The following is a 19,320-nucleotide window of genomic DNA, read 5'->3' on the forward strand; positions in this document are numbered from 1 at the left end:
TATAAAATGGCGAAAGAAAAAACATTTATCTCGGAAGCAAGGAGAGAACAGATTTTAAAAGCAACTATTGATGTGTTGAATGATATTGGCTATGTAAAATTGAGTCTTGCTAAAATAGCAAAACACGCAAAAATTAGCACGGGATTAATTTCTTATCATTTTGCAGATAAAGAAGAGCTGATTCAGCATACATTAAGCTACTTAATCGGTGCACAGCTTGAATTTATTGAGGACCGTGTAAAGAGAGAGGCAGATATTTATCAACAGCTGCTGGCTTATATAAAAGCAACACTCACCTATCAATATGAACATGTTGAAAATAATGTTGCACTGATTGAAATCATTTTTAATGCCCGGACAGAGGATAATATTCCCTACTATAAATTAAACGAAGAAGAAGAGGATCCGCTTTACCTGCGTTTAGAAAATATTTTGGCAGAGGGGCAGCGGAAAAAAATATTCTCTTCTGATTTTCAGCCAAAAGCAACAGCTATACTTATCAATGGTGCTGCGAGTGAGAGCATGCTCCTGCAAAGTGAAAGTTTTGATTTAGAAAATTATCAGCAGGAGTTAATTAAAATGGTTACGAAAATAGTTAAATAAATGTTGTGTGATAAAGGGAAATTCCTCAAATGATATGTAATCTTTTTTATATTATCATTTTAAAATAAGGCCCGTCATCAAAATTGAAAGAACCTATGTCTGCTGAAGTGGAATAATTAACAAAGATAGGTTCTTTTACAGTTATTTTAATTAATTTTCGAGTGATTTTCGAAGTTCAGTCACTTCCTTAACCCCGAGACTTGTTAATTCAGATATCTCTTTATCCGAATACTTTCTTCCTTTTCTTGAATTGATAACAAACTGAAAAAGCTCAACGTACTAGTTATCTGCCTCTTTAGCAAAATCAATTTCTGGGTACAGGTCCGGTGTGAAAAATTGTATGAATTCTTGAAATAGTTCTTCGATTAAGTTTTTCCACAGCCTATCATAATCTGTGTTGCTCGTATGGTAACTGTTTATATTTTCTTTTACTGTTGTTAGCATTATTTTACTACATCCCCAAGTAATAATAAATTTGATTCTAATCATATAGACTTAGGGTGGAGAAGCAAAATGGTAAAATAGGGTTTCTTTCGTGAAAAATGGCTGTATAAATTGATTTTCCGCTGGTAAATTTCCTTTTTCTAAATACAAAATAGCATTCATATTAGGTTTTTAAACATTTTTTAGATAGTAAAAAAGAGCATTCTCTTTTATGCCAAAGGTAGTATCATGGAGTAAACTATTTTAAATTTTTTCCTGAGATAGAAAGCAAAAACCTCAAATTCGTTCATTTTTAGTGAATTCGAGGTTTTTTTAGATATACTTAGATTTAAATAACATACAGATAAACACATAAGAAGTGAAAAATACTTCCGAGCAGAATGAAAATATGAAATATCTCATGGAAGCCAAAATAACGGGAACGCAGGAATTCTGGTTTTAACCAGTAAATAATTGCCCCCACGGTATAGAATATTCCCCCAACAATCAGGTAGGTTAATCCGCCATTCCCAATTATTGGTGCGAGCGAGCCGCTATAAAATATGGCAACCCATCCCATTAAGACGTATAGGAGGGTAGATAGCCACCGTGGCGAATGGAACCAGATTAATTTAAATAAGACGCCCAGCAGAGCTAAACCGCTAATCACCCAAAATAATACCCAGCCGATTGTTCCATGTAAGGCGATAAGACAGAGCGGGACATATGTACCAGCAATGAGCACATATATCATGGAGTGATCCAATCTTCTAAAAAAGGCAATTGTTTTTGGCCCGGCAATAACAGAATGATAAACAGTTGAAGCAGTATATAACAAAATTAAACTAATACCAAATGCAGCGACAGCACCGACATCTAAAGGTGTACCTACCCGTGCTGCTTTTACAACAAGTAGTATTAGTCCAATGATTGATAAGATAATCCCGATAAAATGGGTAAAGGCATTCATCGGTTCCCTAATAAATTTATTCAAATAAAACATCTCCAATCACATATGTAGTTTCAAATACTATGTAATAAATATATACCTATTTCATCAAGTAGTCAACATTTGATTTTTGAATAGAGTTCCCTATAATAAAATGTAGAAACACTAAAATAAATACATGAATTGATTAATATACAGTAAAAAAAGACAGGAAAACCGAAGAAGGAAGGACAGCTTATGAATATAAAAAAGGAATTAGAAGGACTTCATTTGGAAAACCAGTTAAATTCAAAGGAAATACCTGATTTAGATTTATATATGGATCAGGTCATTCAGCTTTTTGAAAGCAAATTTTCTTCTGCAAAGCGCTACGAGGAGGATAAAGTATTAACAAAAACGATGATTAATAATTATGCAAAGGCTAAATTATTCTTTCCCATAAAAAATAAAAAGTATTCGAAAGAGCATCTGCTGCTGATCAGTATGATTTATCAAATGAAAAGTGTTTTATCTATTAAAGATATCGGGAAAACATTTGAAGAGGTAAATCAAAGAATGCAGCATGACGATTTTGATCTGGAGGGCTTTTATAATAATTATGTTTATTTAATGGATAGAAATGTTGCTCATTTTAAAGAGTATATAGCAGAACAGGAAGAAATATTTGAAACAGAATTAGATAAAGATATAGTGAACGATGATTACTTACAGCAGCTTTTGCTGATCACAAGTTTGACCGGAATGAGTAATTTTTACCGCCGTGCAGCTGAGAAGCTGGTAGATCAATTAGAGCAGAAAGGTGAGGAAGAACAATGAAACTGAGTATTTTAGATCAATCTCCTCTATTTGCAGATGCTGATGGAAAGCAGGCTTTGGAAGAAAGTATTGAATTGGCTGTCCTGGCCGACAATTTGGGATATGAACGGTATTGGATTGCGGAGCATCACGATACACCTGTGTTAGCAAGCCCTGCTCCGGATATTTTATTAGGAATTATCGGAAGCAGAACAGAGCGGATTCGAATCGGTTCAGGAGCTGTACTCTTACCGAATTATCGTCCATATAATATTGCAGAACGCTACCGGATGCTGGCTGCACTGTATCCAAGCAGGGTAGATTTAGGATTGGGACGGGCTCCAGGCGGGTCAGCAGAAGCATCTATTGCCCTGGCAGGCAACTTTTTAGAGAAGGTTAAAGCAATGCCTGATTATATTGATGAGCTGCTTCATTTCCTGCAAGAGGATTTTGCGCCAGAGCATCTTTATTCAAGGGTGACAGCTACACCTGTACCAGAAGTTCAGCCGCAGCCCTGGCTCTTAGGTACCAGCCAGAGAAGTGCTCAGCTTGCTGTCACTAAAAAACTCCCATACGTATTTGGCCATTTTATGGGAGCGGATAATGGCCCGGAAATTGTTGCCGGCTATCTGAGACAAGCAGAGAAACCATCTGCTATTGTTGCTGTATCCGTTCTTTGTGCAGAAACGGAAAAGGAGGCAATAGAGTTAGCAGAAGAAACAAGACGCAGAAGAGAAGAGCAAGCTTCGTCCCCGCAGATAGACCAGGATGAGCAGGCAAAATTTGCTGATAAACAGATTATCGGCGATATAACACTTGTTCAGGAAAAACTGGCTGCGCTGCAGAAGGATTATCAATGCGATGAAATAATGGTGCTTACAATGGCGCCGAGCTATGAAGCGAGAAAAAACTCTTATAAGAAACTGGCATCTATCATGAATTAAACCATTTCTTAACAAGGATGTTTACAAGCTATCCCTAAAAAACTTAACACTTGTATTTAAAATGAAATAAAAATCATAGCCAGCCACATGATAGAATATATTTTAATGAAGAAGACAAGCTTATATGGAGGATATTATGGGACAGTGGGTTACATCCATTATGGAGCAATTTGGCTATTTAGGAATTTTCCTGATGATGACTTTAGAGAATTTATTTCCGCCGATACCATCTGAAATTATCCTTCCTTTTGGAGGGTTCATGACAACCTCCAGCACATTAACCTATATAGGTGTACTATCTGCAGCTACTTTGGGGGCTCTTATTGGTGCAATGCTCCTATATTGTATAGGTATGATATTAGATGTTGGGCGGCTGGAGAAAATAGTTGACCGGTATGGACATATATTGCGCTTAAAAAGGTCAGATATTTATAAAGCAGATGAATGGTTTGATAAATATGGCTATTGGACAGTATTTTTTTGTCGGATGGTCCCGCTTTTAAGGAGTTTGATATCCATTCCAGCTGGTATGGGAAGAATGAATTTCGGGATTTTTATTCTTTTAACAGCCATCGGTTCTATTATTTGGAATAGTATTTTAATCGGTATTGGAGCAGTTCTGGGAGAAAATTGGCATCATGTTGCTGGATTTATGGATGTCTATTCTAATGTTGTATATGCTTTAATCATTGCAGGATTAATACTTTGCATTATTTGGTATATTAGGAAGAGAAAGAAAGAAAAACTGTAGGAGCCCCTGTTCCTGCAGTTTTTTGATGAAAAAAATTCATTGACAAAAGAACGTACGTTTGGTTAACTGTATTTAGATTATCTTCTTGGTAAGTCCTCTACTAAAACATAAGGATGTGTTTCCATGATTTATCCTCGGAAAGCAACAACATTATTTCCTCAAATATGCGAAAACGGAGAAGTGTATAAGAATGCTGTTTCTAAAGAAGAGTCCTGCCATCTGCTGGACTTAAAGGCCGGTTATACCTTTCGAAGGCTTTTTGGTGATGAACGTAATAAAAAAATTATGATTGCCTTTTTAAATGCTTTTTTTATCAAACTCGAAAGAGCAAAGATTTATGATTTTAAATTTCCATGGTGGGAAGCAGCTGGAGGTGAAAAATCACATTTTACAATGCTGGTTGAAACAGAAGATAAAGAATCGATTTATGTAGAGATTCTTTTTCCGAATAAGGACGCCGTGGAGGAGCAATCCCTATATTTTTTGTCAAAAATATATTGCCGTCAATTTGAAACAGATTCAGAATTGAATGAACAACATCCTGTTATTACCATAAGCATTATGAATTTTGAATTATTCCATGAAAGTGAAGAATTTTACAGCGTATTCAGGCTGTCGGAAAAAGAAGAAAAAATTGCCTTAACCAATATGCAGGAAACATAATTTGTAGAGATCCCAAAACTGATTCGCAGCTGGAAGGAAGGACAGTTAGATCCTGAAGAGAATAATTTGGCCAGATGGTTATTACTACTTGCGGCGGTTGACGATAATAAAAATTATTTTTACCTTGATATTTATAGAGAGTTAGAGAAAATTGCAAAGACTGATAAGGATATAGAGGCGGCTATGCAAGCATGGAGAGATATCAGCAGCGCAGAGGATGAGCGATTAGCATACAAAGACAGAAATCAGCAATCAAGAAAGCAGCAATTATTACAAGAGATAGAAATTTTAAGACAAAAAAGAAAAGCAGCCGAAGAAAGGGCTGAGCTTGCAGAGAAAAAGTACAATAAATTGAAAAGGCAGTATGAACAGTATAAATTAAAGGCAACAGAAGAAAAAATAAAGAAACTGGAAGCAGAGGAAAAATCTTTGCTTGCGAATCGTGAGGCGGCCAAAATAATTATCCGTTACGGGAATGTCGTTGCACGTAATTTATTTGCACAGGGGATGGATAGTTTGTTTGTCCAAAATGTAACAGGACTGTCTGATAAAGAAGTGGCAGCACTGAAAATGCAAATAGAAGAAGAGAATATGAAAGATTTATTTTAATTTTAAATACAGCATAAAGAGAATGTTCAGAAGGGATTTAAAAGATAAGTGGAGAGGAAATGACCCGCTATTAAAACTGTCCACGTCTCCTGAATCTATAATAACAGTTTCGCCCTCCTGTTTAATTACGGATATTTAATAGTTTGATAGAAAAAGAAGCAAAGTTTTTAAACCAGGCTTGCTTCTTTTTCAAAGATGTTAAATATTATTCCATCGTAAAATAGTCCTCTATAATTTCTACAATAGAAATCAATTCATATATAGCAACTAATTCTATCGGTAATTTTTCTGGGCTGTCTAATTGAGCTGATCTTAAGGTGTCTTGAAATATTTTGTGAAGCTGTGCCCGCTTTTTCTTCCATCCTTCTTCCTCAAAGGTTATCTTTCCTGAAAGCACATTAGCAAAATAGCATACATTTTCAAACACATATTTTTGTTTTTGTGTACTCCATTCAAATTCTTTTGATGGTTGCTCCGCAATATTTGTTACATGGTATTGAATTGTTCGCAGATAATGAATCTGTCTTCTTAAGCGGGTCAATTCACTCTCACGTTTTTCCAGAATATGGTGGTATTTTAAATCATTCTTTTGGTAGAGTGAAAGTAATACTGCATTTTCAAGCTCTTTATACACAGCGCCTACCTTTTTATTCATACCCATATCTAATGGCATTTTTGTAAAAATCAATTCATAATAACATCGTTTCATATGATTACTTAATTTTTCACGGATAGATTCTGTTTGTTTATGGATTGAATGATGGTAATTTGGCGGAAAAACAAACATATTTACCAGCGTAGAAACAGATAACCCAATGGTTGTTGTTGCTAATCGAATAAGAAAGCTTAAAAAATAGCTGTCTTCTACTATTTCAATCATGGCAATAGCCGTCAAGGTTGCAACTAACAATCCAGCATGAAGGTTTAACCGGAAACAAGTAAATATAGTCAGAACTGCGGCTAACATGTAAGTAAAAGGTGAATTGCCGAATAAAGACAGAAATATTACGGCATAAGCAGCACCGATTGCCGAAGCGGGGAAACGGACAAGCCCTTTTTTTATAGAATCTGTAACAGTTGGTTCAATGGTAACAATTGCGGTGATAACGGCAAATGTTGGTGGGAAATCAAACCAATTACAAATAAGTGCTGTGAAAAATACAGCGATACCGGTTTTAATTACTCTATTTCCAATAATTGTTTGTACTTTCACTTAAATCCCTACTTTTTATCAAGTAATAATCTGTAAAAAAAGAACTAGTATAATCTTTCATTCATTGTATTGTATCATTTTTATGTGAATTAAATGACGAAAGAATATGCATATAGTATATTTTTCGGGAAAATAAAATAAATCCAATACAAATTTACTAGAATATGAATGCTGACAGATGGGGAACGACGTACAATCTATGCCGATTTTTAAATGGATTTGTCGTTATTGAAATATAAATGTAATATTTCTATAATATGCATGACATTTTCTTATGATAAGATTTACAAAGTTATTAAATAAATGAAGAAAATAATATGAATATAAAAATAAAAGAATCGCAGATAATCGGCACAAAATACATAGATAATAGATTTGCGGTGTAAAATTTGAAAGCGGGGAATATGAGTTGAAAAAGACAGTAATGACATTGACTGCGGCTTCCGTAGTAGGATTAAGTAGTGTATTTTTTTCAGGTCCAGTAAAGGCAGAATCAGTAGAGGATTTAGAAAATCGGCAATCTCAAGTACAGGAAGATCGTGATTCTGTACAAGCTAATCTATCAGATGCAGAAAACGAAGTAGCTGATGTTCTAGTTGACCTACAAAATTTACAGCAGGAAATTGATGATTTAAATTCAGCTCTTGAAAAAAATCAGCAAAAGCTGGATGAAACAGAAGACGGGATTTCTACAACTGAAGCTGAAATCAGTGAGTTGGAAGCTGAAATTGGTGAATTAGAAGAAGCAATTGAAAAACGTACGGAGATTTTGAAAGAACGTGCAGTATCTCTACAGCAAAACGGTGGAGATATCAGCTATCTTGAAGTATTGTTTGGAGCACAGGATTTCAGTGATTTTGTAGGACGTGTTTCTGCAGTAAATAAAATTACTGATTCTGATTTAGCTTTACTTGAACAGCAGGAAGAAGACAAACAAGCAGTAGCTGATAAACAGGAAACTGTTGAGTCGAAGCTTGATGAATTAAATCAATTAAAAACAGATTTAACAGGTATTAATAATACTATTACAGAACAAAAAGATGCTGCTGAGGATAAAGAGTCTTCTTTAAAGGATAAAGAAAATGAGTTGACAGCACTTATTGATGATTTACAAATTGAAGATTCCCGCTTAGCTGCAATTGAGCAAGATGTAGCTGACCGTTTAGAAGTTGCAACTGCTCCAGCACCGGAAACATTAATAGCAAGTGCCAGTGTAGGTTCAAACGAAGATAGCAGTGAAGAAGAAAGCAATACTGAAAATGAGTCTAGTGAGGAATCAGCTGAAGAACCGGCTGAACAAGAAGAAGCTCCTGTCAGTCAGGAAGAAGCAGCTTCAAATAATGAAGATACTAATAACAATGATAATAATAACTCTGGAAATAGTGATAATTCTTCCAGCACAACTGAATCAGGTTCTAATGGCGGATCAAGTGAGTCTAACCAAGCTCAAACTCAAGCACCAAAAAAACCTGAGAAGAAAGAAGAGCCAAAAGAAGAATCTGCTCCATCTACAGGTTCTGGAATCAGTGCAGTACTTAGCGCTGCGCAAGGCCAAACTTATCAAAACCAATATGTTTGGGGAGGAAAAAGCCCGAGCACAGGATTTGATTGCTCTGGATTTGTATCTTGGGCATTCGCTCAAGCTGGATACTCCATCCCATCTTACACTGGTGCATTAGTTGGCACTGGAAAAGCTGTTGATTCAGGTAGTAAACAGCCTGGAGATTTAGTATTCTTTAATACAAATGGAACAAATGGTCATGTTGGTATCTATCTAGGAAACAACAAGTTTATTGGTTCTCAAAGCAGCACAGGTGTTGCGGTTGCTGATATGTCACCAGGAAGCTATTGGGGCGGCCAATTCAGCGGAACAGTACGTCGCGTACAATAATAATCAGTCATATTACCAAGAGTCCTTACATGAAGAAATGCTTCGTGTGAGGGCTTTTTTATTTTGTGAGTACTGCTATAATCATGTCAATTCTTGTCTGATACTCTGGTATTATAGTAATCATTTTTCTGGAAATGAATTGATATTTATATATACCCGATTAATATAGAATAAAACGTTTTAAATCAGAAGTATTTTAGTACAATAAATTCTGCATATAAAGTGAAATAAGACTGTTTTGATGTTATTAGGACAGATAAAGATGCTTACTTAAAAATATCCTTTACTTTATTTATGTAATTATTTGTTTGACAGAGTAGCCAATTATATTCCTCGACCCTATCTAATGAAAGAACTTCTATTATCAGTCTCATCAAAATGATTGCATTGTAAAAATAATATAGTTTACCTTCTTAGTTATTGGGAATAGTAACATATATCCTTCCCCGTAAATAAACATAGAAAGGATCGATGTATGAGAAAAAATAGAAAAAGCTTTTTAAATCCTGTATTTTTTATATCTGCATCTGTGATTTTAGCCTTGGTTATTATCGGCGCGGTTAATCCAACAGGTTTTCAAAGTGTAGCAACAAGATTATTTGATTTTACAACACAGAATTTTGGATGGTTTTACCTTTTATCTGTCTTTGTATTTGTCATTTTTCTAATAGGTGTATCTATTAGTAAGTATGGCAAGATGAGATTAGGTCCAAAAAATTCAAAGCCTGAATTTGGTTTCTTTCCCTGGATAGGGATGCTGTTTTCTACAGGTTTTGGTTCAGGACTGGTATTTTGGGGTGTAGCAGAACCGATGAGCCACTTTTTTGACACTCCGTTTCCAGGCTTAGAACCCCAGACGGAAGAAGCTGCAAGAGTGGCTATGGGATATGCTTTTTTTAACTGGGGAATTAGCCAATGGTCTGTTTTTGCATTAGTCGGACTTGTTATTGCCTATCTGCAATTTCGTAAAGGTAAAGATGGATTAATTTCAACAGCCGTAAAACCTGTCGTAGGAAATAATCCACTTGCAGCCACCTCTATTAATTCACTTGCGGTAATTGCTACTGTTATGGGAGTAGCGACTTCTCTAGGATTAGGAATTATGCAAATGAGTGGCGGTTTATCATCTGTTTTTGGGCTGCCTGACGGTGTATGGATGCAAATTATAATAGCGTTCGCTATGCTGCTGGTGTATTTGGGATCATCTATCAGTGGTGTGAATCGAGGAATGAAATGGCTAAGTACTATTAATCTATCATTTTGTTTAATTCTGCTTGTCTTTGTTTTTCTAGCAGGACCAACGGTATTTATTTTAGAAACATTTGTATTAGGGTTAGGAGATTATTTAACGAATTTTGTCGGATATAGCTTACGTTTAACTCCATATACTGGAGACAATTGGGTGACGGAATGGACTATTTTCTATTGGGCCTGGGCGATTTCATGGTCCCCATTTGTTGGTGCGTTTGTAGCACGCGTATCAAGAGGGCGTACAATCCGCCAGTATATCTTTGGTGTTCTTGTGACTTCTCCCGCCATTGCTTGTATATGGATTGCTGTATTTGGAGGAACAAGCTTATATAGTGATTTAAGAAATGGAACCATGATTGCTGAAGCAGTAGATAACGATTTAGCTGTGGCATTATTTGAGACATTTGGTACCTTACCGCTAAGTACAATCACTTCTCTTATGGCAATTATTCTGATTTTTACATTCCTTGTTACCTCAGCGGATTCCGCAACCTATATTTTAGGAAGCATGACATCTAGAGGGAGTTTGAACCCGTCACTAATTACAAAATTTATTTGGGGAGGGTTAATTACAGCTATTGCAGTTGTTCTTTTAGTTGCAGGAGGACTGGAAGCCCTGCAGACTGCATCTCTTACATCTGCATTGCCATTTGTGGTTATTATCATTATATTGATGATCTCCTTTATTAAAATTCTGCAGAGAGAGGAAAAGGATAAAACCAAGGGTTAATTTATAAGATAAAGTGAAAATAAGCCAGCTGTCGTTATAATGACAGCTGGCTTATTTTTCCGACTGCAAGTTTGTTTGGTATACTTCGATAGTCAAGTAGACATATTATGCCTTTATCTATTATAATAAAGATAGGAGAAAGGGTGATTCGATGGGAAGGTAATGCGGAATTGTATTTATAATAATCATATGGCAATATTTAAGCAGCCTGATCATTTGGATCATCGGCGTGCGAAGGAAAAAATGTTATAAGGGGAACCTTTATAACAAACTAAAAGAGGGGATTCAAAAAGTAAAACAAATGACATTCGTAGAAGAGTATCTTAGCGTTTTACATCTTACTTTTTGAACACAAATCTAATAAATAATCTTTAAATTTTCAGGAGGTGAAATCCTTGTGCATCCTTGCACAAGGATCTTAATTGGACATATCGACCATCATAAATTTATTTGCGGTTGCTATTTTAATCGCATTAACTGCTTTTTTTGTTATGTCAGAGTTTGCTATTGTAAAAATTCGAAGTACTCAGCTGGAGCCGCATATTGCGGCTGGAAAAGGATCGGCTGCTGCAGCTAAAAAGGTCGTTACACATCTTGATGAGTATCTATCTGCTTGTCAACTGGGGATTACAATTACAGCACTCGGAATTGGGCGTTTAGCAGAGCCGACATTTGAAAGAATGCTACATCCACTTTTGGAGGAATTTAATATTGGAACAGGTCTGGTTACGACGCTTTCCATTTTAATTTCATTCCTGATTGCAACATTCTTGCACGTAGTTGTCGGGGAGCTTGCTCCAAAGACATTAGCAATTCAAAAAGCAGAGCAGGTAACGTTAGCTGTCGCATGGCCACTGACTTGGTTCTATCGCCTGTTATTTCCATTTATATGGTTATTAAATGGATCAGCACGATTATTAACCAGGGCAGTCGGATTAAAACCGATGAGTGGACATGAGGAGACGCATACCGAAGAAGAATTACGTTTAATTTTAGCTGACAGCTATAAAAGTGGTGAAATTAATCAATCAGAGATGATGTATGTAAATAACATATTTGAATTTGATGAACGAGTAGCCAGAGAAATTATGACACCAAGAACAGAAATGGTCTATTTTTCGACGGAAGATAGTTTTGAAGAAAATATTGAGATCATTCACAAAGGTCAATTCACCCGTTATCCGGTTGCCGATGAAGATAAGGATAATATTATCGGTCTGGTAAACTTAAAAGAAGTATTTACTGGAAAGCTGAGCAATAATGAACCTGCGACAATTGAAGATTATATCCGTCCGATTATTCATGTATCCGAAGCAACACCAATTCGCCAGCTCCTTTTAAAAATGCAAAAGGAACGAATTCATATGGCTATTGTAAATGATGAATATGGCGGCACAGCAGGGTTAGTTACTGTTGAGGATATTCTGGAGGAAATCGTTGGAGATATCCGGGATGAATTTGATGAAGATGAAGTACCCGACTTTGAAACAATTGACGAAACAACTTATTTAGTTGCTGGCCGGGTCAGCCTGGATGATATTAATCAGAAGCTGGGTATTACTTTGGAAGATGATGAAGTAGATACTATCGGCGGCTGGTTTTTTACCCACAACCTCGAAGCGGAGGTAGGGACTGTAATGGAGTTCGAAGGGTATGAATTTGTTCTTGTTGAAAAGGATGGGTATCAGATTAAGAGAGTGAAAATAACAAAGATTTCTGAGGAAGAATCTGAGATAGAATAAAAGCTTATTTTAAAGTAATTAAAAAATAGAAAACATAAAAAAACCGAACAAACCTGAGTCTAGTAAAGCAAAATGGATTCAGAAGAGGTTCGGTTTTTTTGTATAAAAATCTTTTATTATCAAGCTTGTATGTTATTGAAGTTTAAATTCTTAATATTTAGGTTACATACTAAATATATACTGATTTTGGAGGAGGGCTTATATATAATGAAAGACATTCAAAATATTGTAAAAGATTTAGAGAATGTAAGAGGATCTGGAGCAAATAAGATATTTACAATGTACCTCAATACAGATTTAAGCGACCCAGATCAGCAAGGCGGAGAATGGAAAATCCACCTTAAAAATGGATTGAATAACTTTGAACATTATTTAAAAGAAGGAAATAATGAAGAAGAGCTTGCAAACTACAAAAAAATAAAGAAAAAAGTAAAGAAATTTATGGATGAAATTGAAAGAAATGTAATGAAGGGAGTTATTATCGTAGCATCAGCAGACGAGGAGGTCTGGTTTGCTGAGCGTGTTCAGATGCGCTTGGAAAATGAATTTGAATGGCAGGAAAGTCCTGTGTTGGATCAATTAAACACACTGTCAGAGAAATACCCGAGAACAGGTATTATTCTTGTTCAGCAAGATCAAGTTAAGCTGATTGATACAAATTTAAATCAGGTTGAAGATACAGCAGAATACGAATTAGATGTGGAAGAGGACACATGGAAGGTAAAACAGGGACCGCGTCATGGCAGAGCGAAACAAGGTATGGGATCGAGTAACATACAAAGAGACCTGTTCAGCGATCGTTATGAAGCAAATCAATATCGGTGGTATAAAAGTATCGCTCCTAAGCTGGACAAGCAGGCCAAAGACCGGGAATGGAAACGAATTTTCATTGTTGGTGAAGCGCCGGCGTCCAAAACACTGGAAACAGAAATGAATAAGGACGTGGAAGATGTTATCTTAAAAAATATGCTGGATCATGGAGAAAGTAAAATTTTAGAAAAAGTGCTGGATTAAACAGGAGAAGCCGGCTTATCACGTGGCATTCTCCATGAGCCATAGCTTCACTCTGTTTTATGAAAGGCAGCAGTGAATTCCATTAATAAAAAACCGAACTTTAACTTCCTATTCATCAATCAGATGAAGAAGGAAAAAAGTTCGGTTTTTCTATGAGGATGTCATTTTGCTGATAAAAAGCTTTACTCTTATCACTCAGCCGGTTCTAAGTATCCAGCATTGGCGTAGCCGGTGACATCTTGATAAGTGACCTCAACCCATTCATACTCATCTTCTTCACCGATAACTTGAACAATATCTCCTGTAACCAGTGTTGCTACTACTTCACTATCTGCACTGGGCCCACTGCGGATATTTAATAAATCTGCTGTAACCTGAAAATCCTCTCCAGTGGAATTGTCAGTATCTTCATCAGCTTCTTCTGCCTCTTCCTTAGATTCATCATCTGTATCTGCTTCCTCATCAGCTTTGTCAGTATCCTCTGTTTTTTCATCCTGTTCGGACTGACTTACTCCTGCGACTTCATTTTGGTAGTCGAACTCAGGATTGTTGAATTGTCTTTGCATAATGAAAACAAATACAACAAAAACAATTCCTGCGATAAATAATAAAAATAATCGAAATTTGCTACTTTTGCGCATATTACTCTGCTCCTATTTTAAACGTTCTAAAGGTAGTATACATAACTTTTCGATATAAAGAAACACAATTCCCAAAATTTTTTAGGGTATACAAAATAGATAAGTTTAGAGACTTAAATTAAAAATCCCGTTTCAAATTTTTTAAGAATTTGAAACGGGATAGCATTAGAAACGAATCCTGCAGATGAAAGGTCATGATTCAGTTGGAAACAAATTCCTTAAGCATTCAGGCAAGCGGGGCATCTTCCATAAATCTCAAATTTATGGTCATCAATTTCATAATTTGTCAGTTCTGCAGTAGCTGTATCCATTGGACAGATATCAATTTCTTTTGTTTTTCCGCAGTCTGTACAAATAAAATGATGATGGTGGTGATGGCTGCAGCTTAACCGAAAATGTTTTTCACCTTCTAAATCTGTTTTTTCTAATATGCCTAAATCATGGTACAAATGCAGATTACGATAGATTGTATCGAAGCTGATTGTACCATACTTGTTTTCCAGATGAACAATCAAATCCTTTGCAGGCCGGTATCCATCCTCGGAAGCAAAGAATTCCAGGATATCCTTACGTTTCCCTGTTGTTTTATATCCTTTTTCCTTTAATACATTGATTGCATCTTGAAGATTCATCGAAAAACCTCCATTTATTTTCGTATTTTTTTAATTCCTATAGCGATTAATAATATGAATAACGATGTCATAACAATCGTTCCGCCTGGTGGAATGTCTAAATAGTAACCTGAAATAATTCCAAATATAACAGCAACTTCACCAAAGAGGATTGACAGGAAAATCATTTGTTTAAATCCTTTAGCAATACGCATACTAGCTGCTACCGGCAAGGTCATTAAAGCTGAAACAAGTAATACACCTACAATACGGATAGAAGCAGCTATAACCAGTGCTGTTAATATAATAAACAGCATATTGATCCATTTCACATGCAGTCCGGCGATAGTTGCCTGTTCTTCGTCAAAGGACATGGCAAATAATTCTTTAAAAAAGAGCCAGATAATAACAAGAACAAAGGCGGCAACTCCGGAAATGACATAAAAATCATTTATAGTTACTGCCGATACCGATCCAAACAAATAATTGAATAAATCTGTGTTAAATCCGTCAGCAATAGAGATGAAAATGACACTGAGACCTACACCGGCAGATAAAATAATAGGAATTGATATTTCCTGGTAGGCTTTATATACCGTACGCAGCTTTTCAATGAAAATCGAGCCAATCACAGAAAACACCATTCCGCTATATATTGGGGAAATAACCCAGCCATATTTTTTTTCAGCCATCAAACCGAAAGAAATTCCGGCTAAAGTGACGTGTGAAAGGGCATCAGCTATTAATGACTGCCGTCTCACTACGATAAAAGTTCCTAATAAAGGAGCAATTATACCAATTAAGATACCTGTAAGAAAAGTATATCTTAAAAAGGGGTAAGTTAAAAAATCCAAAAGCATTGTCTATCCTCCAACTATGAATTAATGTGTAACCAGACTTACCGGATGACCGTAAATTTGCGAGAAGTCTGCTTCCGTAAGTGACGCATATTCATCAGGGTTTCCATGAAAATGCATTGTTTTATTTAAACAAACAATGTCTGTCGCATACTGGGTCATGGTGCCTGTATCATGCGTTACCAGCAGTAATGTTTTTTTGTATTCTGTGTTCAGTTTGTAAAGAAGCTCATAAAATCTTTTTACATTTTCATAGTCAATTCCTACCGTCGGCTCATCCAAAATGATCAGCTCAGGATCACTGACTAAGGCTCTTGCGATAAAGATTCGCTGCTGCTGACCGCCAGACAGGTTTCCAATATTTTGTTTCGTATATTCTGTCATACCAACCTGTGCAATAGCCTCATGAATTTTTTGCTTATCTTTTTTGGTCAAAAATCTGAAATAGCCAAGCTGTGCAGTGAGCCCGGAAGCAACTACTTCATATACTGTTGCAGGAAACCCTTTATTAAATGAATTTGCTTTTTGTGAGACAAAGCCGATTCGATCTTTATTCTTTAGTTTTTGAATAGGCTGTCCAAAAACCATTATTTCTCCCGTTTCCGGTTTTTCTAAGCCAAGGATCAGCCGGATTAAGGTGGTTTTTCCCCCACCATTTGGACCAACCAGTCCCATAAAAGCTCCATTGGGAATTTCAAAGTTTATATTATCTAAGACTTTACGAGATCCATAATGGAAGTTAATATTAGACATGGATACAACAGGTGTCGTCATCTTATTCCTCCATTCTTATGGTAACAAATTATAATAAAAAGTACTTTATCTATGATATCGCAAGGGGCGCTTTTTGTAAATAGGAATGATTACGATTTTGTGAATGCCTTAAATAAAACATTTATTAATATAGAAGAAACTAGTTTTTTCGTGAGAATGTGTCCAGTACGCAAATCAATAAAGTTCGAGGGATTAACAATCAATGAACTGCAGTTGGATTAGAATATAATATCGCAGTGGCGAGTGTCAGCCAGTGCAGATAATATATTTATACAAGTAAAGAAAAAGCTGTTTGAAACCCTTTACAAAAATACTGTGAAAAATATTGCCAAAAAATAAATATTCCGTTATAGTATAAGTAATGTGAGATATTTGATATGCCAATATCTTTTATTTTTTGGCTCAAAAATGAATGAACATTCATTCAAGAAAGGCTGGAGGATTGTGAAATGACATATTCCATTAAAAGTGCAGCAGTAATAGGTTCAGGAGTGATGGGTTCTGGTATTGCCGCTCATTTAGCAAATGCAGGTTTATCTGTAACAATGTTTGATAGAGTACCAGATTCCTTGACAGACAAAGAAAAGAAGCATGGACTTACATTAGAAGACAAAAAGGTCAGGTACCGGATTGTTGAAGAGAGCAAGAAAAAGCTGTTAAAACAAAAGCCGTCGCCAATAACGTCTAAAAAAAGCTTAGAGCTGATTCAGGTTGCTAATTTGGAGGATGACTTAACGCTTCTATCAGAAGCAGATTGGATTGTTGAGGTTATTGTAGAGAACCTGGATGCGAAAAAAGAGTTATTCGAAAAGGTGGATGCGCATCGCAGAGCAGGGACTATTATCAGCTCTAATACATCAGGAATTTCTGTTGAAGCAATGATTGCGGATTCCTCAGAAGATATGCAGGAGCATTTTTTAGGTACACACTTTTTTAATCCGCCTCGTTATCTGAAATTATTAGAGGTTATTCCGACGGAAAAGACAAGAACGGAAGTACTTTCTTTTATGAAAACATTTGGGGAAGATGTGTTAGGTAAAGGTGTTGTAGAGGCGAAGGACACCCCTAATTTTATTGCAAACCGGATTGGAACCTACGGACTTTTGGTGACTGTTCAGGAAATGGAGAAACAGGGACTAAGCGTCGGAGAGATAGATTCAATTACCGGCCCATTGATTGGTAGACCGAAAAGTGCGACATTCCGGACGTTGGATGTAGTGGGAATCGATACATTTTATCATGTGGCAAATAATGTTTACCATCATGTATCTAATCCAAAAGAGAAAGAAATTTTCACTGTTCCCGACTTTTTAAAGCAGATGATTGAGAAAGGCTGGATTGGTGCGAAAAGTGGTAAAGGATTTTATGAAAAGAAAAAAGACCGTACAATTGTAGAAATTAACCCTGGAACTTTAGAGTACCAGGAAAGAAAGAAATTAAAAACAGCAGCGGTAGAATTAGCAAAGCAGGAAAAAGGCGTTAAAAGAAAAATGAAAGCGCTTATAAATCAAAAAGGAGATAAAGCTTCTGATTTTATTTGGTCTATTATTAAGCCGGTATTACTATATTCCGCTGATTTAGTCGGAGAAATTGCAGATGATGTTGTTTCCATTGATGATGCAATGAAATGGGGCTTTGGCTGGGAATTAGGACCATTTGAAATTTGGGATGCTATTGGTGTAAGTGCTGCTGTGGAACGTATCCAGGCTGAAGATACGACGGTGCCAAGCTGGGTGCTAGATATGCTGGAAGAAGGGAATGAAACCTTCTATAAACAGGAAAAAGGGGATAGTTATTTTTACCATGAAGATGGCTATAAACAAAAGGAAGTAAACAAGAAAGAAATATCCTTGGCAGCAATAAAAGAACAAAAGGGAGTTATCAAAAAAAATACCGGTGCCAGCCTGATTGATATTGGAGATGGCGTTGCACTTCTGGAGTTTCATTCAAGAAGTAATGCTATCGGACTGGATATTATCCAGATGATCAATGAATCGATTGAAGAAGTAAATAAAAATTACAAAGGTCTTGTAATTGGAAATCAGGGCAAAAATTTCTGTGTCGGTGCCAATTTAGCGATGATGCTGATGGAAGCGCAGGATGATAATATTTTCGAATTAGATCTTGTAATCCGCCAATTTCAAAATATGACGATGAATATTAAGTATTCCGACAAACCGGTAGTTGCTGCACCATTTAATATGACATTAGGCGGCGGTGCGGAAGTATCTCTGCCGGCTGCAGCGATTCAGGCTTCACCAGAAACCTATATGGGGCTTGTCGAATTTGGAGTCGGGCTTATCCCTGGAGGAGGAGGCACAAAGGAGCTTTATTTAAAAGAGCTTAGAAATCTTCCCGAAGGTGTAGATTTTGACTTAACGAAGGTTGCAAATGATGTTTTTGAAAAAGTAGCAACAGCTAAGGTGTCCACCTCTGCTAGAGAAGCTATGGAAAATGGATATCTGAATAAAAATGACCGCATCAGCAGAAATCCGGATCACGTTCTCTACGATGCCAAAAAACGTGTATTATCTTTATTCAACGAAGGTTATGAGAAGCCTGTGAGGGAGAAATTTCCGGTTGTCGGAGAAGCGGGCTATGCAGCAATGGTTATGGGAGCAAAATCGCTGCACTATGGCGGATATGCTTCGAAGCATGATTTGAAAATTGCTGAAAGATTAGCCTATGTCTTATCTGGCGGAAGGATAAAGGAAGGTACAGAGATTGATGAACAGGTGATGCTTGATCTGGAAAGAGAAGCATTCTTAAGCCTTATTGCAGAACCGCTGACTCAGCAGAGAATGCAGCATATGCTGGTAAAAGGAAAGCCGTTGCGAAATTAATCTCAAAAGAGATTAT

The 19,320-nt window shown here is 36.4% G+C and carries 18 protein-coding genes; 11 read left to right on the top strand and 7 right to left on the bottom strand.

The window, feature by feature from the left end; all coding sequences use genetic code 11:
* Positions 1-6 precede the first annotated feature (6 nt).
* Positions 7-603, top strand: coding sequence for a TetR/AcrR family transcriptional regulator (locus OSO01_RS10160; protein ID WP_147210319.1), 597 nt, complete (start codon positions 7-9; stop codon positions 601-603).
* 279 nt (positions 604-882) lie between these two features.
* On the opposite strand, the gene OSO01_RS23350 is transcribed toward OSO01_RS10160, so the two are convergent.
* Positions 883-1,047: a hypothetical protein gene (locus tag OSO01_RS23350; RefSeq protein WP_186813624.1), complete on the bottom strand. Its 165-nt coding sequence runs from the start codon at positions 1,045-1,047 to the stop codon at positions 883-885.
* A gap of 328 nt (positions 1,048-1,375) precedes the next feature.
* Positions 1,376-2,020, bottom strand: a complete 645-nt coding sequence (gene trhA, locus OSO01_RS10165) for a PAQR family membrane homeostasis protein TrhA (RefSeq protein WP_147210320.1) — start codon at positions 2,018-2,020, stop codon at positions 1,376-1,378.
* Between the two features lie 192 nt (positions 2,021-2,212).
* On the opposite strand from trhA, the gene OSO01_RS10170 reads away from it, so the two are divergent.
* The 5 genes from OSO01_RS10170 (at position 2,213) to OSO01_RS10190 (ending at position 5,737) form a co-directional block, all read left to right on the top strand.
* The gene (locus OSO01_RS10170; RefSeq protein ID WP_147210321.1) at positions 2,213-2,791 is read left to right on the top strand and encodes a DUF1836 domain-containing protein; all 579 of its coding nucleotides are present in this window, start codon (positions 2,213-2,215) and stop codon (positions 2,789-2,791) included.
* Complete coding sequence (locus OSO01_RS10175) at positions 2,788-3,714, top strand: MsnO8 family LLM class oxidoreductase (protein ID WP_147210322.1); 927 nt, start codon at positions 2,788-2,790, stop codon at positions 3,712-3,714. The genes OSO01_RS10170 and OSO01_RS10175 overlap by 4 nt, the downstream gene beginning before the upstream one ends.
* Positions 3,715-3,850: 136 nt before the next feature.
* Positions 3,851-4,465, top strand: a complete 615-nt coding sequence (locus OSO01_RS10180; protein ID WP_147210323.1) for a DedA family protein — start codon at positions 3,851-3,853, stop codon at positions 4,463-4,465.
* 123 nt (positions 4,466-4,588) lie between these two features.
* On the top strand, positions 4,589-5,128 hold the full coding sequence (locus OSO01_RS10185) for an Rpn family recombination-promoting nuclease/putative transposase (protein ID WP_147210324.1): 540 nt from the start codon (positions 4,589-4,591) through the stop codon (positions 5,126-5,128).
* Between the two features lie 66 nt (positions 5,129-5,194).
* Positions 5,195-5,737 (top strand): Rpn/YhgA-type helix-turn-helix domain-containing protein, encoded by a 543-nt coding sequence (locus OSO01_RS10190; RefSeq protein WP_147210325.1) that lies wholly within the window; start codon positions 5,195-5,197, stop codon positions 5,735-5,737.
* 205 nt (positions 5,738-5,942) lie between these two features.
* On the opposite strand, the gene OSO01_RS10195 is transcribed toward OSO01_RS10190, so the two are convergent.
* Positions 5,943-6,950, bottom strand: a complete 1,008-nt coding sequence (locus OSO01_RS10195) for an aromatic acid exporter family protein (protein ID WP_147210326.1) — start codon at positions 6,948-6,950, stop codon at positions 5,943-5,945.
* 409 nt (positions 6,951-7,359) lie between these two features.
* Here OSO01_RS10195 and OSO01_RS10200 point away from each other — a divergent pair, with 409 nt between their 5' ends.
* From OSO01_RS10200 to OSO01_RS10215, 4 genes are all read left to right on the top strand, one after another.
* Positions 7,360-8,841 carry a C40 family peptidase gene (locus OSO01_RS10200; RefSeq protein WP_147210327.1) on the top strand — a complete coding sequence of 494 codons (1,482 nt, stop codon included), beginning with the start codon at positions 7,360-7,362 and terminating at the stop codon, positions 8,839-8,841.
* 475 nt (positions 8,842-9,316) lie between these two features.
* Positions 9,317-10,822, top strand: coding sequence for a BCCT family transporter (locus OSO01_RS10205; RefSeq protein WP_147210328.1), 1,506 nt, complete (start codon positions 9,317-9,319; stop codon positions 10,820-10,822).
* 422 nt (positions 10,823-11,244) lie between these two features.
* A complete protein-coding gene (locus OSO01_RS10210; RefSeq protein WP_147210329.1) occupies positions 11,245-12,564 on the top strand; it encodes a hemolysin family protein in 1,320 nt (439 codons plus the stop codon).
* Positions 12,565-12,771: 207 nt separating this feature from the next.
* Complete coding sequence (locus OSO01_RS10215) at positions 12,772-13,578, top strand: VLRF1 family aeRF1-type release factor (RefSeq protein WP_147210330.1); 807 nt, start codon at positions 12,772-12,774, stop codon at positions 13,576-13,578.
* Between the two features lie 191 nt (positions 13,579-13,769).
* Here the strand turns inward: OSO01_RS10215 and OSO01_RS10220 are convergent, their stop codons facing one another.
* The 4 genes from OSO01_RS10220 to OSO01_RS10235 all read right to left on the bottom strand — a co-directional run bounded on the left by OSO01_RS10220 (position 13,770) and on the right by OSO01_RS10235 (position 16,461).
* Entirely contained in the window at positions 13,770-14,219 is a 450-nt protein-coding gene (locus tag OSO01_RS10220) for an SH3 domain-containing protein (protein ID WP_147210331.1), read from the bottom strand.
* 218 nt (positions 14,220-14,437) lie between these two features.
* On the bottom strand, positions 14,438-14,851 hold the full coding sequence (locus tag OSO01_RS10225) for a Fur family transcriptional regulator (protein ID WP_147210332.1): 414 nt from the start codon (positions 14,849-14,851) through the stop codon (positions 14,438-14,440).
* Between the two features lie 14 nt (positions 14,852-14,865).
* Entirely contained in the window at positions 14,866-15,690 is an 825-nt protein-coding gene (locus OSO01_RS10230; RefSeq protein ID WP_147210333.1) for a metal ABC transporter permease, read from the bottom strand.
* 21 nt (positions 15,691-15,711) lie between these two features.
* Complete coding sequence (locus OSO01_RS10235; protein WP_147210334.1) at positions 15,712-16,461, bottom strand: metal ABC transporter ATP-binding protein; 750 nt, start codon at positions 16,459-16,461, stop codon at positions 15,712-15,714.
* Positions 16,462-16,910: 449 nt separating this feature from the next.
* Here OSO01_RS10235 and OSO01_RS10240 point away from each other — a divergent pair, with 449 nt between their 5' ends.
* The gene (locus OSO01_RS10240) at positions 16,911-19,304 is read left to right on the top strand and encodes a 3-hydroxyacyl-CoA dehydrogenase/enoyl-CoA hydratase family protein (protein ID WP_147210335.1); all 2,394 of its coding nucleotides are present in this window, start codon (positions 16,911-16,913) and stop codon (positions 19,302-19,304) included.
* The last annotated feature ends 16 nt before the right edge of the window (positions 19,305-19,320 follow it).

Source organism: Oceanobacillus sojae, from assembly GCF_007991515.1.
GTDB classification, from domain to species: Bacteria; Bacillota; Bacilli; order Bacillales; family Amphibacillaceae; genus Oceanobacillus; species Oceanobacillus sojae.

Excerpts from the sequence above, each read along its gene's own strand:
- OSO01_RS10235 (WP_147210334.1), bottom strand. The coding sequence starts at position 16,461 with ATGACGACACCTGTTGTATCCATGTCTAATATTAACTTCCATTATGGA.
- OSO01_RS10225 (WP_147210332.1), bottom strand. The coding sequence starts at position 14,851 with ATGAATCTTCAAGATGCAATCAATGTATTAAAGGAAAAAGGATATAAA.
- OSO01_RS10205 (WP_147210328.1), top strand. The coding sequence starts at position 9,317 with ATGAGAAAAAATAGAAAAAGCTTTTTAAATCCTGTATTTTTTATATCT.
- OSO01_RS10175 (WP_147210322.1), top strand. The coding sequence starts at position 2,788 with ATGAAACTGAGTATTTTAGATCAATCTCCTCTATTTGCAGATGCTGAT.
- OSO01_RS10185 (WP_147210324.1), top strand. The coding sequence starts at position 4,589 with ATGATTTATCCTCGGAAAGCAACAACATTATTTCCTCAAATATGCGAA.
- OSO01_RS10160 (WP_147210319.1), top strand. The coding sequence starts at position 7 with ATGGCGAAAGAAAAAACATTTATCTCGGAAGCAAGGAGAGAACAGATT.
- OSO01_RS23350 (WP_186813624.1), bottom strand. The coding sequence starts at position 1,047 with ATGCTAACAACAGTAAAAGAAAATATAAACAGTTACCATACGAGCAAC.
- OSO01_RS10170 (WP_147210321.1), top strand. The coding sequence starts at position 2,213 with ATGAATATAAAAAAGGAATTAGAAGGACTTCATTTGGAAAACCAGTTA.
- OSO01_RS10240 (WP_147210335.1), top strand. The coding sequence starts at position 16,911 with ATGACATATTCCATTAAAAGTGCAGCAGTAATAGGTTCAGGAGTGATG.
- OSO01_RS10220 (WP_147210331.1), bottom strand. The coding sequence starts at position 14,219 with ATGCGCAAAAGTAGCAAATTTCGATTATTTTTATTATTTATCGCAGGA.
- OSO01_RS10215 (WP_147210330.1), top strand. The coding sequence starts at position 12,772 with ATGAAAGACATTCAAAATATTGTAAAAGATTTAGAGAATGTAAGAGGA.
- OSO01_RS10230 (WP_147210333.1), bottom strand. The coding sequence starts at position 15,690 with ATGCTTTTGGATTTTTTAACTTACCCCTTTTTAAGATATACTTTTCTT.
- OSO01_RS10180 (WP_147210323.1), top strand. The coding sequence starts at position 3,851 with ATGGGACAGTGGGTTACATCCATTATGGAGCAATTTGGCTATTTAGGA.